Origin of the sequence: Aestuariivirga sp. (assembly GCF_046093005.1) — a bacterium.
Taxonomy (GTDB): domain Bacteria; phylum Pseudomonadota; class Alphaproteobacteria; order Rhizobiales; family Aestuariivirgaceae; genus Aestuariivirga.
Map to the genome: position 1 here is coordinate 1 of NZ_JBJTER010000174.1, position 15,521 is coordinate 15,521.

The window sequence follows — 15,521 nt, forward strand, 5'->3', positions numbered from 1 at the left end:
CAATGACTTCCCAATACAACTGTGGAGTTTCTGTCGGCGCTGCCGCAGCGCACGCCCCCCTCACCCTCCCCCGCCTGCGGCGGGGGCCCCAACCCTCTCCCCATAAATGGGGAGAGGGGATTCACGGTAACTCCCTCGCCCCGCGTCAGCGGCGACAGGGAAAATTGTGATTACAACGCCGCCTGAAGCGCCTTCAGCTGGTCGAGTGCCTCGCTGGCCTTGCGGGTGGCTTCGCCCGGTTTGGCGACCGCGAGTTCGTCCTCGGCGCTCTTGATCTGCCTGGCTACGGTGGCGGCGTCGAGTTCGGCCACTGGAATCGCCACTTCAGCCAGCAGCGTCAACCCTTGCGGATTTACCTCCACCATGCCGCCCTTGACGAAGATGCGGTCCGTGGAGCCGCCGTCACGGTAGACGGTGACGATGCCGGGACGCAACGTCGACAACACCGGCGAATGGCCCGGATAGATGCCCATCTCGCCTTCGGTTCCCGGAACGGTGACCGAGGCCACGCTCCCCGAGAACAACAGCCGCGCCGGGCTCACCAATTCGAACTGCAGGCCAGCCATGGCGCTTACGCCGCCTCGGCGGCGAGGCGCTTGGCCTTCTCGATCGCCTCGTTGATGGTGCCAACCATGTAGAAGGCGGGCTCCGGCAGATGGTCATAATCGCCGTTGCAGAGGCCCTTGAAGCCCTTGATCGTGTCCTCGAGCTTCACCTGCACGCCGGCCGAGCCGGTAAACACCGCGGCGACGTCGAAGGGCTGGGACAGGAAGCGCTCGATCTTGCGGGCGCGCGCCACCGTCATCTTGTCCTCTTCGGAGAGCTCGTCCATGCCGAGAATGGCGATGATGTCCTGAAGCGCCTTGTAGCGCTGGAGGATCTGCTGCACCTGCCGGGCCACGGCATAATGCTCCTCGCCGATGATGCGCGGATCGAGCATGCGCGAGGTGGAATCGAGCGGGTCGACCGCCGGATAGATGCCCTTTTCGGCAATCGAGCGCGACAGCACGGTGGTGGCGTCGAGATGCGCGAAGGAGGTGGCGGGAGCGGGGTCCGTCAGGTCGTCGGCGGGCACGTAGATGGCCTGCACCGAGGTGATCGAGCCCTTGGTGGTGGTGGTGATGCGCTCCTGCATCTGGCCCATGTCGGTGGCGAGTGTCGGCTGATAGCCCACCGCCGAGGGGATGCGGCCCAGCAGCGCCGAGACTTCCGAGCCCGCCTGGGTGAAGCGGAAGATGTTGTCGACGAAGAACAGCACGTCCTGCCCCTGGTCGCGGAAGTGCTCGGCCACCGTGAGGCCGGTGAGCGCCACGCGGGCGCGCGCACCCGGCGGCTCGTTCATCTGGCCATAGACCAGCGCCGCCTTGGAGCCGGCGACGGAGCCTTCCTTAGGGTTCTTGTTGACGCCCGATTCCATCATCTCGTGATAGAGGTCGTTGCCCTCGCGCGTACGCTCACCCACGCCGGCGAAAACCGAGTAGCCGCCATGCGTCTTGGCGATGTTGTTGATGAGCTCCATGATCAGCACGGTCTTGCCCACGCCGGCGCCGCCGAACAGGCCGATCTTGCCGCCCTTCGCATAAGGCGCCAGCAGATCGACGACCTTGATGCCGGTGACCAGGATTTCCGCCTGCGTCGACTGGTCGACGAATTCAGGGGCCGGCTGGTGAATGGCGCGGCGCGCCTTCGCGCCGATGGGGCCCGCCTCGTCCACCGGTTCGCCGATCACGTTCATGATGCGGCCCAGCGTTTCATCGCCCACCGGAACGGTGATGGGCGCGCCGGTGTTGGTGACCTTCTGGCCGCGCACCAGACCCTCGGTCGAGTCCATGGCGATGCAGCGCACGGTGTTCTCGCCCAGATGCTGCGCGACTTCGAGCACCAGGCGGTTGCCGCCATTGTCGGTCTCGAGCGCATTGAGAATCTCCGGCAGGCCGCCATCGAAGGCGACGTCGACGACGGCGCCGGTGACCTGTGTGATGCGGCCGGTTGCGGCTTCGCTGTGTGCCATGTGTTTTATCCTCGCGTTCCAGATTCAGTGATGTTCGACGAGATCGAGCCGGCGCTCGATCCTGCCGATGCGTTCTTCAAGCCGGTCCAGCCGCAGGCTCTGCGCCGCGAGCTGGCCGGGCATTTGGCTCACCGAGATTTCGATGCCGGTCATGCGGCTCTTGATGTCCTGCATCTCCAGCTCCATGCGCTCCATGGAGGGGCGCATGCGCCGCAGCAATTCCAGGACCATGCTCTCGGTGTCTTCGGTCATCAAAGCGCCTCTGCGCCCGAAATGATTTCGATCAGTTCCTTGGTGATCTGCGCCTGGCGCTGGCGGTTGTACTTGATCGACAGCTTGTTGATCATGTCGCCGGCGTTGCGCGTCGCATTGTCCATGGCGCTCATGCGCGCGCCCTGTTCGGAGGCGGCATTCTCGAGGAGGCCGCGGAAGACCTGCACCGCGATGTTGCGCGGCAGCAGATCGGCGAGAATTTCGCCCTCTTCCGGTTCGGCCTCATAGACGGCGCCGCCGAGATCGGCGGGCTTGCCGCCCGAGACATCCGCCGGAATCAGCCGCAACGCCGTTGGCTTCTGCGAGATCACCGACTTGAATTCCGAGAAGAACAGGGTTGCCACGTCGAACTCGCCATTGTGGAACATGGCGAGCACCTTGTTGGCCACGGCCTGCGCCTCGGCGAAGGACATGGCCTTCACGCTGCGGAAATCGACATGCTCGACGATGTACTTGCCATAGAGCCGCTTCAGCGCGTCATTGCCCTTCTTGCCGACGGTGAAGATCTTGACCGTCTTGCCCTGGGCGATCAGCCGGTCGGCATGTTCGCGCGCCATCTTGGCGATTGAGGAATTGAAGCCGCCGCACAAACCGCGCTCCGCGGTCGCGACGATCAGCAGGTGTGTCTGGTCGAAGCCCGAGCCGGTGAGCAGGGTGGGCGCGCCCGCCTTGCCTTCCATGGCGCCAGCCAGGTTGGCGATCACCGCCGACATGCGCTCCGAATAGGGGCGCGCGGCCACCGCCGCTTCTTGCGCGCGGCGCAGCTTTGCCGCGGCCACCATCTGCATGGCCTTGGTGATCTTGCGCGTCGCCTTCACCGAGGCGATGCGGTTTCTGAGGTCTTTGAGACTAGGCATCCCCGGCCCCTCAGGCGAAGGACTTGGCGAAGGTTTCGACGGCGGACTTCAGCTTCGGCATGGTGGTGTCGGAGATCGCCTTCTCGGTGCGGATCGCGTCCAGCACGTCGGCATGCTTGTCACGCATGAAGCGGAGGAGGCCGTCCTCGAAGGCGCGCACCTTGTTGACCGGCAGCGGATCGAGATAGCCGTTGACGCCGGCGTAGATCGACACAACCTGCTCCTCGGTCTTGAGCGGCGAGAACTGCGGCTGCTTCAGAATCTCGGTGAGCCTGGCGCCGCGGTTCAGCAGCTTCTGGGTGGCGGCGTCGAGGTCGGAGCCGAACTGCGCGAAGGCGGCCATCTCGCGGTACTGGGCGAGCTCGCCCTTGATCTTGCCGGCCACCTGCTTCATCGCCTTGGTCTGGGCGGCGGAGCCCACGCGCGACACCGAGAGGCCGACGTTCACCGCCGGACGGATGCCCTGGTAGAACAGGTCGGTCTCAAGGAAGATCTGGCCGTCGGTGATCGAGATCACGTTGGTGGGAATATAGGCGGACACGTCGTTGGCCTGCGTCTCAATGACGGGGAGCGCGGTCAGCGAACCGGCGCCCTGGCTGTCATTGAGCTTGGCGGCGCGCTCGAGCAGGCGCGAGTGGAGATAGAACACGTCGCCCGGATAAGCTTCGCGGCCCGGCGGGCGGCGCAGCAACAGCGACATCTGGCGGTAGGCGACAGCCTGCTTCGAGAGATCGTCATAGGCGATCAGCGCATGCATGCCATTGTCGCGGAAATATTCGCCCATGGTGCAGCCCGCGAAGGGCGCGAGATACTGCAGCGGCGCCGGGTCGGAGGCGGTGGCGGCGACGATGATCGAATATTCGAGCGCGCCATTGTCTTCCAGCACCTTCACGAACTGCGCCACGGTGGAGCGCTTCTGGCCGCAGGCCACATAGACGCAATAAAGCTTGTCCTTCTCAGGGCCCGCGATGTGGATGGGCTTCTGGTTCAGGATGGTGTCGAGGATGATGGCGGTCTTGCCGGTCTGGCGGTCGCCGATGACGAGCTCGCGCTGGCCGCGGCCGATCGGGATCAGCGCGTCGATGGCCTTGAGGCCGGTCGACATCGGCTCGTGCACCGACTTGCGCGGAATGATGCCGGGCGCCTTGACGTCGACGCGGCGCGTCTTCTTGGCGTTGATCGGGCCCTTGCCGTCGATCGGGTTGCCGAGCGGATCGACGACGCGGCCGAGCAGTTCCTTGCCGACCGGCACCTCGACGATGGCGCCGGTACGCTTCACGGTGTCGCCCTCGCGGATTTCACGGTCCGAGCCGAAGATCACGATGCCGACGTTGTCGGTTTCGAGGTTCAGCGCCATGCCCTTCAGGCCATTGGCGAACTCCACCATCTCACCGGCCTGCACATTGTCGAGGCCATAGACGCGGGCGATGCCGTCGCCCACCGACAGCACCTGGCCGATCTCGGAGACTTGAGCTTCCTTGCCGAAGTCCTTGATCTGTTTCTTGAGGATTGCGGAGATTTCGGCGGCGCGAATGTCCATCAGGCGGTTCCCTTCATGGCGATCTTGAGAGACTGGAGCTTGGTCTTGAGCGAATTATCCATCATGCGGGAGCCCACCTTGACGATGAGCCCGCCGAGGATCGAATCGTCGACCCGGGTTGAAAGTGCTACATCACGGCCCAGCGCGGACTTGAGCGCGGACTTGAGGTCGGAAAGCTGCTGGGCGGAGAGCGGGGCGGCGCTGGTCACCTCGCCCGCGATCTCGCCCTTGGACTGGCTGAGCAAGGTGGCATAGGCCCTGATCATGTCCGGAAGCGCCGCGAGCCGGCGGTTCTTCGCCACCAGCCTGAGGAAGTTCAACGCCGTGCCGCTGATGCCGATCTGCTGGCCTACGGCGGCAAGCGCCGCCACCTGGTCATCGGCTGAAAACACCGGCGAGCGCACCAGGCGGCCCAGATCCTCCGACTGGTCGATGGCCGCTTGCACGGTCGCCAGCTGCTGGCCAACCTGCTCGGTGGCCTTCTCCTCGCGGGCGAGTTCGAACAGGGCGCTGGCATAGCGGCCCGGCACGCCGGAAACTGTCTGGTCTGTGGTCGCCACGATCCGTCTTTCATTCACTTCGGCGGCGCCGCGCACATCCGGAAATGGCGCTGATCCGCTTGAATTTTCAGGAGACCGGCATGCAAAAATGCACAGCCACGGAACGAGGCCCCCGCCCCGCCGCGCGCGTTCGCTATCACAGTGGAAAGGGACTCGCAACCGCCATCAGATGGGCGGATTGCCGCTCTGATTTCAGGCGGTTCATCTCGCCGGACGAAACCAGCTATCGTGCTGAATAATAGGCGGAAAAGAAAAGCCCGCCGGGGGAGGAACCGGCGGGCTCTCCTGGTACGGACCCGACAAGGGCCCTCGAAACGTTCAGCTGCGCGCCGCCTCGCGGGCCAGGCGCGGAATATCGGAGCGCGAAATGCCGAGATCGGCCAGTTCACGGTTGTTGAGCCGCTCGAGCTCATTGACGGTGCGCGAATAGCGCTTCCAGTTGGCGTAACGGGACTTCAGAACTTCGAACATTGTCATTCCCCTTGGATTGACGATCTGCGTTGATTGCTAACAGAGCCTATCTAGGTGCAATGCAGCAAAAAGAGAATTGCATTTTTTGCATATCTCTATTTCATGATCCATTTTCATATTCTTAACAATAGGACTTGGGTGATTTTCTTGCCTGCTGCACCGCGATAAAGTCTGGCCGGGGCACAAAAAAGGCCCGGAGCAAGCTCCGGGCCATCGAAACGAAACGGGACTTGCTTCAGAACAGGCCGGCGATCTGGCCCTTCTCGTCGAGCCCGATGAACTCCGCCGAAGGCACCTTGGGCAGGCCCGGCATGGTCATGATGTCTCCGCAGATCACCACGATGAATTCCGCACCCGCCGACAGCCGCACCTCACGGATCGGCACCGTATGGTTCACCGGCGCGCCCTTCGCGTTGGGGTCGGTCGAGAAGGAATACTGGGTCTTGGCCATGCAGATCGGGAATTTGCCGTAGCCGGCCGCCTCCCAGGCCTTGAGCTGGTCGCTCACGGCCTTGTCCGCCACCACATCGTCCGCGCGGTAGATTTCGCGGGCGATGGTCTTCACCTTCTCAAGGAGCGGCGTGTTGTCGTCGTAGATCGGCTTGAAGCGCGCTTCGCCCTTGTCGGCGAGCGCGGCCACATGCCTGGCCAGCGCCTCGGTGCCCTTGCCGCCTTCCGCCCAGTGGGTGCAGCGGAACGCCTCCACGCCGTGGCTGCGGCAGTAGTCGATCACCGCCTGCACTTCGGCGTCGGTATCGGAGATGAAATGGTTGATGGCCACCGCGATCGGCACGCCGAACTTCTTCACGTTTTCGAGATGGCGGCCCAGATTGGCGAGGCCCTTCTTCAGCACCGCGACATTCTCGACCTTCAGGTCTTCCTTGGCCGCGCCGCCATGCATCTTGAGCGCGCGCACCGTGGCGACGATCACCGTCGCGGCGGGCTGGAGCCCCGCCTTGCGGCACTTGATGTCAAAGAACTTCTCAGCACCCAGATCGGCCCCGAAGCCCGCCTCGGTGACCACATAATCGACAAGCTTGAGCGCCGCCTTGGTGGCCATCACCGAGTTGCAGCCATGGGCAATGTTGGCGAAGGGGCCGCCATGCACAAAGGCCGGATTGTTTTCCAAGGTCTGCACCAGGTTGGGCTGCAGCGCATCCTTGAGCAGCACCACCATGGCGCCCGGCGCCTTCAGGTCCTTGGCCAGCACCGGCGATTTGTCCTTCCGGTAACCGATGACGATCTGGCCGATGCGGCGCTCGAGATCGGCGATCGAGGTGGCGAGGCAGAGGATCGCCATGATCTCTGAGGCGACCGTGATGTCGAAGCCGGCCTCGCGCGGATAGCCGTTGGCGACGCCGCCCAGCGAGCACACGATCTCGCGCAGCGCCCGGTCGTTCATGTCCATGACGCGCCGCCAGGCCACCCGCCTGGTGTCGATGCCGAGTTCGTTGCCCCAGTAGATGTGATTGTCGATCATCGCCGAGAGCAGGTTATGCGCGGCGGTGATGGCGTGGAAATCGCCGGTGAAGTGCAGGTTGATGTCTTCCATCGGCACGATCTGGGCATAGCCGCCGCCGGCAGCACCTCCCTTCATGCCGAAGCAGGGGCCCAGCGAGGGCTCGCGCAACGCCACCATGGCCTTCTTGCCGATGCGGTTGAGGCCGTCGCCCAGACCCACGGTGGTGGTGGTCTTGCCTTCGCCGGCCGGCGTGGGGTTGATCGCGGTGACGAGGATCAGCTTGCCATCGGGCTTCGAGGTCAGGCTGTCGATATAGGCGAGCGACACCTTGGCCTTGGTGTGGCCATAAGGAATGAGCTCCTTCTCCGGAATGCCCAGCGCCCGGCCGATCTCCATGATCAGCTTCATCTTCGCTTCGCGGGCAATTTCGATATCGCTCTTCACCGTGGACATTCCCATGTTCCTTCTTTGAATGCGTTTGTTTCCCTGCAGTAAAACTACATAACTACTGGGAAAAGTCGACCTTTTTCCTTTTGTGCCAGCCGGCCGGCCGCACACTTGCGGCAGCGGCCTGCCCCGTGCGATGCCTTTTACGACGTTTCTAGGATTTTTCGTCCACCATTTCCAACCGGTTTCCACCGGTTTGCTTGCAGGATCATGACCATGCGCCGTTTCGACCGCCCCGGACGCTCCGCCGCCCATGGCACCCGCGGCATGGCCGCCACCTCCGCACCCCTGGCCACGCTGGCCGCCATCGACACGCTGCGCGCCGGGGGCAACGCCGCCGATGCCGCTGTGGTGGCTTCCGCCGTGCTGTGCGTCGCCGAACCCGCCATGACCGGAATCGGCGGCGACTGCTTCGCCCTGGTCGGAACGCCGGATGGACAGGTGACGGGGCTCAACGCCAGCGGGCGGGCGGCCATGGCAGCGGACCGCGACTGGCTCAAGGCATCGGGCCTCACCTCCATCCCACTGCGCTCCATTCACGCGATCACCGTGCCCGGCGCCATTGACGGCTGGGACAGGCTGCTCAAGGCGCATGGCACGATGGACCTCGCCGAGGCCCTGAAGCCGGCCATCCGGCTGGCCGAAGAAGGCGTGCCGGTGACCCCACGGGTGGCCTGGGACTGGCCCGAGGACGCCCCCGCCCTGGCGGCGGACACCGGCGGCCGTCAGCATTACATGAGGGGCGGGCAGGCGCCGCGCGAGGGTGACATCATGCGCTACCCGGCGCTCGCCACCACCCTGCGGGTGATCGCCCGGGAAGGCCGTGACGCGTTCTACACGGGCGCGATCGCCGCTGACATCATCAACACGGTCCGGGCGCAGGGCTCACTTCTCACCATGGCCGATCTCGCCGGGCATGAAAGCAACTGGGTAACGCCGATTGCAACGCATTTCATGGACCATGAGATTCTCGAGATCCCGCCGTCAGGCCAGGGCCTGACAGCGCTGATCGCCTTCAACATCCTCTCGCAGATCGGACTCCGGCGCCACGCCGCTAACTCCGTGGAGCGCCATCACCTCGAAATCGAGGCCATGAAACTCGCATGGGAATTGCGCAACCGGCACATCGCCGACCCCGCATTCGCCGCAGTGCCGGTGGCCGAATTGCTGAGCAGTGAAATGGCGGCGCGGCTTGCCGGCATGATCGACATGAACCGCGCGCTGGACATCAAAACCGTCATGCGCACATCGGATACCGTCTATCTCTCGGTAATCGACGAAAAGCGGCTGGCGGTGTCGTTCATCAATTCGGTTTATGACGGTTTCGGCTCCTGCATCGTCACGGAGAAAACCGGCATCGCGCTGCAGAACCGTGGCGCCTGTTTTGTGGCCGATCCCGCCCACCCGAACTGCATTGGCCCCGGCAAACGGCCACTGCATACCATCATACCGGCCATGGCCCGGAAGGACGGCCTCGTCGACATGAGCTTCGGCGTGATGGGCGGCGACTATCAGCCGATGGGCCATGTCACGGTGGCGGCGAACCGCTATGTCTATGGCATGGACCCGCAGGAGGCGATCGATTTTCCGCGCTATTTCCCAAAGAATGGCGAGGTTCTGCTCGAAAGCTGTGTTCCGGAGGAGGTGCGGAGCGGTCTCGCTGCCCGGGGCCATCTGCCCGCGGCGGCGCCGGGGCCCCTGGGCGGCGGGCAGGCGATTGCCATCGACCGCGCCAAGGGCGTGCTCGTGGGAGGTTCAGACCCGCGCAAGGACGGTCTTGCATTAGGGTACTGAGTCCTGCCGTTAAGGATTGGTTTGACGGTGTCATCTAACCTGACGGCGGAAAAGTTCCTGGCGGAGACCACGTTGCGCGAACCCCCGAGCGGACACGACCTGGCTACCGGCCCCGGCCCTGATGGCTTGCTGCAGCGCGCCGCCCAGGCGGCCGGGCTTGCCGCCTACCATTGGGACATCGCCAGCGACAGCATCACATGGTCCGGCAATGCCGAGGCCATACTCGGCTGCGACATTGCCCAGCTTGCCACCGGCCGCCGCTTCGCGGCGTTTCTTGATCCGGAGAACCTCGTCAGCCGCTACGACGCGGTCATGGAAGGAGACGAAGTCGACACCGGTGCCGGCGTTGCCTTCCGCATCGAATACCGTTTTCTGCCTGAAGGCCGGAAAAACCGCAGTAGCATCTGGCTGGAAGATCAGGGCCGTTGGCTGGCCGGCCCGGACGGACGGCCGGCCACCGTACTGGGCACCCTGCGCCGCATCGACGAGCGCCACATGCGCGACCAGTACCTGAGCTATCTCGGCAATTGCGATCCGCTGACCGGCATGATGAACCGGGGGCGGCTGATGGAGGCGCTTGGCGGCGCCATGCTGGCGGCGCAGCGCGAGGGCTCATCCTGCGCCTTCGTGGTGGCGGCCATCAACAATCTGGCGGTGGTGAACGAGGCCTTCGGCTTCGAAGTCGCCGATGAAGTGATCATCGCGGTCGGCCGCCGCCTGGCGCGGGTGGTGCGCGCCGGCGATGCCGTCGCGCGTTACTCGGGTTCGAAATTCGGCCTCGTGCTGCATGATTGCAGCGCCGAGGACCTGGCGGTGGCGGCCGAGCGCTTCCTGCGTACCGCGCGGGAGGACGTGATCGAGACCGCGCGCGGGCCGGTCTGGGCGCTGCTGTCGATCGGCGCCGTGGTGCTGCCCAAGCATGCCAGCGACCCCAACACCGCCATCGCCCGCGCCGAGGAGGCGCTGACCGAAGCCAGGAAGCAGCCCGCCGACGATGTGGTGATCTACCAGCCGTCGCAGGCACGGCTCACCCAGCGCACCGGCAACGCCAGGAACGCCACCGAGATCGTGCGCTGCCTCAAGGAGAACCGCTTCGAACTGGCCTACCAGCCGGTGGTCGACGCCGCCACCGGACAACCCGCCTTTCACGAGGCGCTGCTGCGCATGACCGGCGAAGACGGCCGCACGGTGGCTGCCGGACACCTGATCCCGATCGCCGAGACACTGGGGCTTGTGCGCCTGATCGACCGCGAAGTGACGCGGATGGCCATCGACACGCTGACGCGCTACCCCGCCGCCAGGCTGTCGCTCAACATGTCCGGCACCACGGCCATCGATCCGCGCTGGCATCCGGAAATCATTTCCCTGCTCGCCGCCCAGGGGCCGCTGGCCAAGCGGCTGACCATCGAGATCACCGAAACGGTTGCGCTGGGCGACCTGACCCACACCATCCGCTTCGTCGAGCAGTTGCGCCAGCTGGGCTGCAGCGTGGCCATCGACGATTTCGGCGCCGGCTACACCTCGTTCCGCAGCCTGCGGGCATTGCCCATCGAATTCCTCAAACTCGACGGCACCTTCTGCCGCGATCTCAACGGCAGCGGCGACAACCCCTATTATGTGCGCGCGCTGATCGACCTGGCCAAGAGCTTCGGCATCAAGACGGTGGCCGAATGGGTGGAAACCGAGGCCGACGCAGCCAGGCTGCGCGAATGGGGGATCGACCTGATGCAGGGCAATCTGTTCGGCGCGGCAAGCCTCACCCCGCCCTGGGCGCCGGCGCCGGCCGTCGAGGACGCCCCGCCTGCCGCAACCGAGACGGTCGTCGCCTTCGAAGGCAATCTGGAAAGCGAATTGACGAAGCTGCGGCGCGCCATCCACCTGCTCGACCAGGCCTTCGCCGCCCGCCAGCCGGACTTCCCGCCCGCTGAACCGAGCTACGCAGACCTGGTGAGCGATACGGCCAGGCAGCGCCTGCGCTGATCCACGCATTCCGGGGCAAGAGCCGCCGTGATTGAACGGCGCTTTCTCGATCAGGCCGGTTCTTGTTCTATGGCTTCGACAGGGTATCGAGCTTCTGCTGCATGGCAGCAAGCTGTTCCTTCATCGACTGAAGGTCATCCCGGCTGGGGCTGGCGGGCTTTCCCGGCGCCGGCGCACCCGGCACGGCGCTGCCCATGGCCGAGGCAAAGGGGTTGAACGCCATCATGGCGTCGCTGAACATCGCCATGTTGCGCTGCGCCTGGTCCTGCATGGCCTTGAAGGCGTCGCCGCCCCAGGCCTCCATCATGCGGGCCCGGAACTTGTCCTGATCCTTGCCGAGGTTTTCGAGTGAAAACTCAAGAAAACCAGGCACGAAAGCCTGCATTGAATCGCCATAGAAGCGGATGAGCTGGCGCAGGAAGTTGATCGGCAGAAGGTTGGTGCCCTTGTTCTCTTCCTCGAAGATGATCTGGGTCAGCACCGAGCGGGTGATGTCCTCGCCGGTCTTGGCGTCATAAACGAGGAAATCGGTCCCGGACTTGACCATGGCCGACAGGTCATCGAGGGTCACATAGGTGCTGGTGGAGGTGTTGTAGAGCCGCCGGTTGGCATATTTCTTGATGACCACGGCGTTTTGCGGCGCTGCCTTCTCTTCACTCACCGGATGCCTCCTCGTTACGCCCGACCCCCGCCGCAGCTAGGCTTTCTTGCGGTTTTCGTCATCAAACCTTGCTCTCCGCACTGCACAATTGCAAGCGCAAAAAATTTGGGCGGTGCCACAATCACGACCTATGTCGCATTGCACAAAAGATGCTAGGGGAGCATATGAGCACCGAAATTCAAGCAAGGAGCTATCCATGGCCGGTTCAGGAAATGCGGTTGTCATCGTTTCGGCGGCAAGGACGCCGGTAGGGTCTTTCAACGGCGCGCTGTCGAGCGTGCCCGCCTCCTATCTCGGCACGGTGGCGCTCAAGGCCGCCATGGCCCGCGCCAAGCTCGAGGGTGGCGACATCGACGAGGTGATCCTCGGCCAGATCCTCACCGCCGGCCAGGGCCAGAACCCGGCTCGCCAGGCCGCCGTCCATGCCGGCATTCCCAATGAAAGCCCAGCCTGGGGCATGAACCAGCTGTGCGGCTCCGGCCTGCGCGCCGTGGCGCTCGGCATGCAGCAGATCGCCGCCGGCGACGCCAGGGTCGTGGCGGCGGGCGGCCAGGAGAGCATGAGCAAGGCGCCGCATGTGGCGCATCTGCGCGATGGCGTGAAGATGGGCGACTGGGCCATGGTCGACACCATGATCAGGGACGGTCTGTGGGACGCTTTTCATGGCTACCACATGGGCAACACCGCCGAGAACGTGGCCCGCCAGTGGCAGATCACCCGTGAGATGCAGGACGACTTCGCGGTAAAAAGCCAGAACAAGGCCGAGGCCGCACAGGCGGCGGGCAAGTTCAAGGACGAGATCGCCCCCGTCACCATCTCCACCCGCAAGGGCGATGTGACGGTGGAGGCCGACGAATACATAAAGAAGGGTGTGACGCTCGACTCGGTGACCAAGCTGAAGCCTGCCTTCGCGAAGGATGGCTCGGTGACCGCGGCCAACGCCTCGGGCATCAATGACGGCGCCGCGGTGGCGATCCTGATGAGCGAGAAGGAAGCCGCAAAGCGCGGCCTGACGCCGATGGCCCGCATCGCCTCCTGGGCCAGCGTCGGCGTTGACCCCGCGATCATGGGCACGGGGCCGATCCCCGCCTCGCGCGCGGCGTTGCAGAAAGCCGGCTGGAAAGCCGAGGACCTCGACCTTGTGGAAGCCAATGAGGCCTTCGCGGCGCAGGCCTGCGCGGTCAACAAGGACATGGGCTGGAACCCGGACATCGTCAACGTCAACGGCGGCGCCATCGCCATCGGTCACCCGATCGGCGCATCGGGTGCCCGCGTGCTGAACACGCTGCTGTTCGAGATGGGCCGCCGCAACGCCAGGAAAGGCCTTGCCACGCTGTGCATCGGCGGCGGCATGGGCATCGCCATGTGCGTCGAACGCTAATCGCATCAACAGGGAACAAGATCACATGGCACGGGTAGCAGTAGTAACCGGCGGCAGCCGCGGCATCGGCGCGGCGATTTCGAAGGCGCTCAAGGCGGCGGGCTATAAGGTGGCCGCGAATTATGCGGGCAATGACGAGGCGGCCGCCAAATTCAAGGCCGAGACCGGCATTCCCGTCTATAAGTGGGACGTGTCCAGCTACGAGGCCTGCGTGGCCGGCCTCAAGCAGGTCGAGGCCGATCACGGCCCGGTCGAGGTGCTGGTCAACAACGCCGGCATCACCCGCGACGCCATGTTCCACAAAATGACGCCGCAGCAGTGGAACGAGGTGATCAACACCAACCTGAACTCGCTGTTCAACATGACCCAGCCGGTGTGGGGCGGCATGCGCGACCGCGGATTTGGCCGGGTGATCTGCATTTCCTCCGTCAACGGCCAGAAGGGCCAGATGGGCCAGGCGAATTATTCCGCCGCCAAGGCGGGCGACATCGGCTTCGTCAAGGCGCTGGCCCAGGAAGGCGCCGCCAAGGGCATTACCGTGAATGCCATCTGCCCGGGCTACATCGCCACCGACATGGTGAAGGCCATTGCCCAGGACGTGCTCGAAAAGCGCATCCTGCCGCTCATTCCGGTGGGCCGGCTGGGCGAGCCCGAAGAGATCGCGCGCGCCGTTTTGTTCCTCGCATCCGACGATGCGGGCTTCATCACCGGTTCGACTCTCTCCGCCAATGGCGGCCAATACGTGATGTAAGCGGCGCGGCTCGCCGCGCTTGACGCCTGCCCTTTGTTCTAGGAACAAGGGGCATGGCCCTGACCGCCACCAATCTTACCTGCGAACGCGGTGGACGCATCGTGTTCCGCGACGTGTCATTCTCGCTCGCGGCTGGCCAATTGCTGCAGCTGACGGGGCCGAACGGCTCCGGCAAGTCATCCCTGATCCGGCTCATCGCCGGGCTGGGCGAGGCGCAGTCCGGAACGCTCGCCCTGTCAGGTGGCGCGCCGGGTCTGGCCATCGCCCAGCAGGCGCATCTGATCGCCCATCAGGAGGCCGTGAAATCCGCCTTGAGCGTCCGCGAGAACCTGATTTTCTGGCGTGACTTCCTCGGCGGCGGCGCCGTCGACGAGGCGTTGGAGGCTTTCGGCCTCACCCGGCTTTCCGCCTATCCCGCCGGCCTGCTCTCGGCCGGCCAGAAACGCCGGCTGGCGCTCGCCCGGCTGGTGCTGGCGCCGCGGCGGCTGTGGCTCCTGGACGAACCAACCGTCGGCCTTGATGCCGCCTCGCTCGAACGGCTGCTGGCGGTGATGGCAGCCCAGCTCGCCCGGGGCGGCATGATCATCGCCGCCACCCATGTGCCGCTGGGGCGTGAGCCCGACCGGCGGCTTGACCTGGGAGCGGCGGCATGAGCCTGATCCTCGCGCTCATCCGCCGCGACCTCGCGCTCAGCATGCGCCAGGGCGGCGGTGTTGGCACCGCGCTCGGCTTCTTCCTGACCATCGTGGTGCTGCTGCCGATCGGCATCGGGCCAGACCAGGCGCTGCTGGCGCGCATCGCGCCCGGCGCCTTGTGGATCGCCCTGCTGCTGTCGGTTCTGCTCTCGGCCGACCGCATCTTCCAGCAGGACTATGAGGACGGCTCCCTCGACATCATGACCATGGGCCCGGTGCCCTTCGAAATGGTGGCGCTCGCCAAGGCGGTGGCGCACTGGCTCTCCACCAGCCTGCCGCTGGCCATCGCAGCACCGCTCCTCGGCTTTCTGGTGAACCTCGAGGCGGCGGCCATCCTGCCCTTGAGCATCGCCATGGTGCTGGGTTCGGTGGCGCTGTCATTGCTCGCGTCGATTGGCGCGGCGGTGACGGTGGGCCTGCGCCGGGGCGGCTTGTTGGTGTCGGTGCTGGTGCTGCCGCTCTATGTGCCGGTGCTGATCTTCGGGCTGTCGGCCAGCGCGCCCGATGCGGCGCCCGGCCTTGCCTTCACGGCGCTTCTGATCCTGACGGCCATCGCGCTGGCGAGCCTCGTGCTCTGCCCGCTTGCATCGGCTGCGGCACTGAGGTCCTATCTCAAATAACCACGTTTCGGTAGACAG

At 64.9% G+C, this 15,521-nt stretch carries 15 protein-coding genes; 6 read left to right on the forward strand and 9 right to left on the reverse strand.

Features of this window, described 5'->3' with window-relative positions; translation table 11 throughout:
* Window positions 1–170: 170 nt before the first annotated feature.
* The 8 genes from ACKOED_RS14710 to ACKOED_RS14745 all read right to left on the reverse strand — a co-directional run bounded on the left by ACKOED_RS14710 (window position 171) and on the right by ACKOED_RS14745 (window position 7,627).
* A complete protein-coding gene (locus ACKOED_RS14710) occupies window positions 171–566 on the reverse strand; it encodes a F0F1 ATP synthase subunit epsilon (protein WP_408917364.1) in 396 nt (131 codons plus the stop codon).
* 5 nt (window positions 567–571) lie between these two features.
* Window positions 572–2,011 (reverse strand): F0F1 ATP synthase subunit beta, encoded by a 1,440-nt coding sequence (gene atpD / locus ACKOED_RS14715; protein WP_408917365.1) that lies wholly within the window; start codon window positions 2,009–2,011, stop codon window positions 572–574.
* 24 nt (window positions 2,012–2,035) lie between these two features.
* A complete protein-coding gene (locus ACKOED_RS14720; protein WP_408917366.1) occupies window positions 2,036–2,263 on the reverse strand; it encodes a hypothetical protein in 228 nt (75 codons plus the stop codon).
* Window positions 2,263–3,141 (reverse strand): F0F1 ATP synthase subunit gamma, encoded by an 879-nt coding sequence (locus ACKOED_RS14725; RefSeq protein WP_408917367.1) that lies wholly within the window; start codon window positions 3,139–3,141, stop codon window positions 2,263–2,265. The genes ACKOED_RS14720 and ACKOED_RS14725 overlap by 1 nt, the downstream gene beginning before the upstream one ends.
* Window positions 3,142–3,151: 10 nt before the next feature.
* Window positions 3,152–4,681 carry a F0F1 ATP synthase subunit alpha gene (gene atpA, locus ACKOED_RS14730; RefSeq protein ID WP_408917369.1) on the reverse strand — a complete coding sequence of 510 codons (1,530 nt, stop codon included), beginning with the start codon at window positions 4,679–4,681 and terminating at the stop codon, window positions 3,152–3,154.
* A complete protein-coding gene (locus ACKOED_RS14735; RefSeq protein ID WP_408917370.1) occupies window positions 4,681–5,241 on the reverse strand; it encodes a F0F1 ATP synthase subunit delta in 561 nt (186 codons plus the stop codon). Before ACKOED_RS14735 ends, atpA begins: the two co-directional genes overlap by 1 nt.
* A 318-nt stretch (window positions 5,242–5,559) precedes the next feature.
* Window positions 5,560–5,712, reverse strand: a complete 153-nt coding sequence (locus tag ACKOED_RS14740) for a DUF1127 domain-containing protein (protein WP_408917371.1) — start codon at window positions 5,710–5,712, stop codon at window positions 5,560–5,562.
* A gap of 235 nt (window positions 5,713–5,947) precedes the next feature.
* A complete protein-coding gene (locus ACKOED_RS14745; protein ID WP_408917372.1) occupies window positions 5,948–7,627 on the reverse strand; it encodes a formate--tetrahydrofolate ligase in 1,680 nt (559 codons plus the stop codon).
* Between the two features lie 210 nt (window positions 7,628–7,837).
* Between ACKOED_RS14745 and ACKOED_RS14750 the strand changes: the two genes are divergently transcribed.
* Window positions 7,838–9,415 (forward strand): gamma-glutamyltransferase family protein, encoded by a 1,578-nt coding sequence (locus ACKOED_RS14750; RefSeq protein ID WP_408917373.1) that lies wholly within the window; start codon window positions 7,838–7,840, stop codon window positions 9,413–9,415.
* A 27-nt stretch (window positions 9,416–9,442) separates the two neighbouring features.
* A complete protein-coding gene (locus ACKOED_RS14755) occupies window positions 9,443–11,395 on the forward strand; it encodes a putative bifunctional diguanylate cyclase/phosphodiesterase (protein ID WP_408917374.1) in 1,953 nt (650 codons plus the stop codon).
* A gap of 67 nt (window positions 11,396–11,462) precedes the next feature.
* Here ACKOED_RS14755 and phaR read toward each other — a convergent pair whose 3' ends face one another.
* Window positions 11,463–12,056, reverse strand: a complete 594-nt coding sequence (gene phaR / locus ACKOED_RS14760; protein WP_408917375.1) for a polyhydroxyalkanoate synthesis repressor PhaR — start codon at window positions 12,054–12,056, stop codon at window positions 11,463–11,465.
* Between the two features lie 196 nt (window positions 12,057–12,252).
* On the opposite strand from phaR, the gene ACKOED_RS14765 reads away from it, so the two are divergent.
* Genes ACKOED_RS14765 through ccmB form a run of 4 tightly spaced genes read left to right on the forward strand, consistent with a single transcriptional unit; the run spans window position 12,253 to window position 15,503 of the window.
* Window positions 12,253–13,437, forward strand: a complete 1,185-nt coding sequence (locus ACKOED_RS14765; RefSeq protein WP_408917376.1) for an acetyl-CoA C-acetyltransferase — start codon at window positions 12,253–12,255, stop codon at window positions 13,435–13,437.
* 25 nt (window positions 13,438–13,462) lie between these two features.
* The gene (locus ACKOED_RS14770) at window positions 13,463–14,188 is read left to right on the forward strand and encodes a beta-ketoacyl-ACP reductase (RefSeq protein ID WP_408917377.1); all 726 of its coding nucleotides are present in this window, start codon (window positions 13,463–13,465) and stop codon (window positions 14,186–14,188) included.
* Between the two features lie 53 nt (window positions 14,189–14,241).
* On the forward strand, window positions 14,242–14,841 hold the full coding sequence (gene ccmA / locus ACKOED_RS14775; protein WP_408917378.1) for a heme ABC exporter ATP-binding protein CcmA: 600 nt from the start codon (window positions 14,242–14,244) through the stop codon (window positions 14,839–14,841).
* The gene (gene ccmB, locus ACKOED_RS14780; RefSeq protein WP_408917379.1) at window positions 14,838–15,503 is read left to right on the forward strand and encodes a heme exporter protein CcmB; all 666 of its coding nucleotides are present in this window, start codon (window positions 14,838–14,840) and stop codon (window positions 15,501–15,503) included. The genes ccmA and ccmB overlap by 4 nt, the downstream gene beginning before the upstream one ends.
* The last annotated feature ends 18 nt before the right edge of the window (window positions 15,504–15,521 follow it).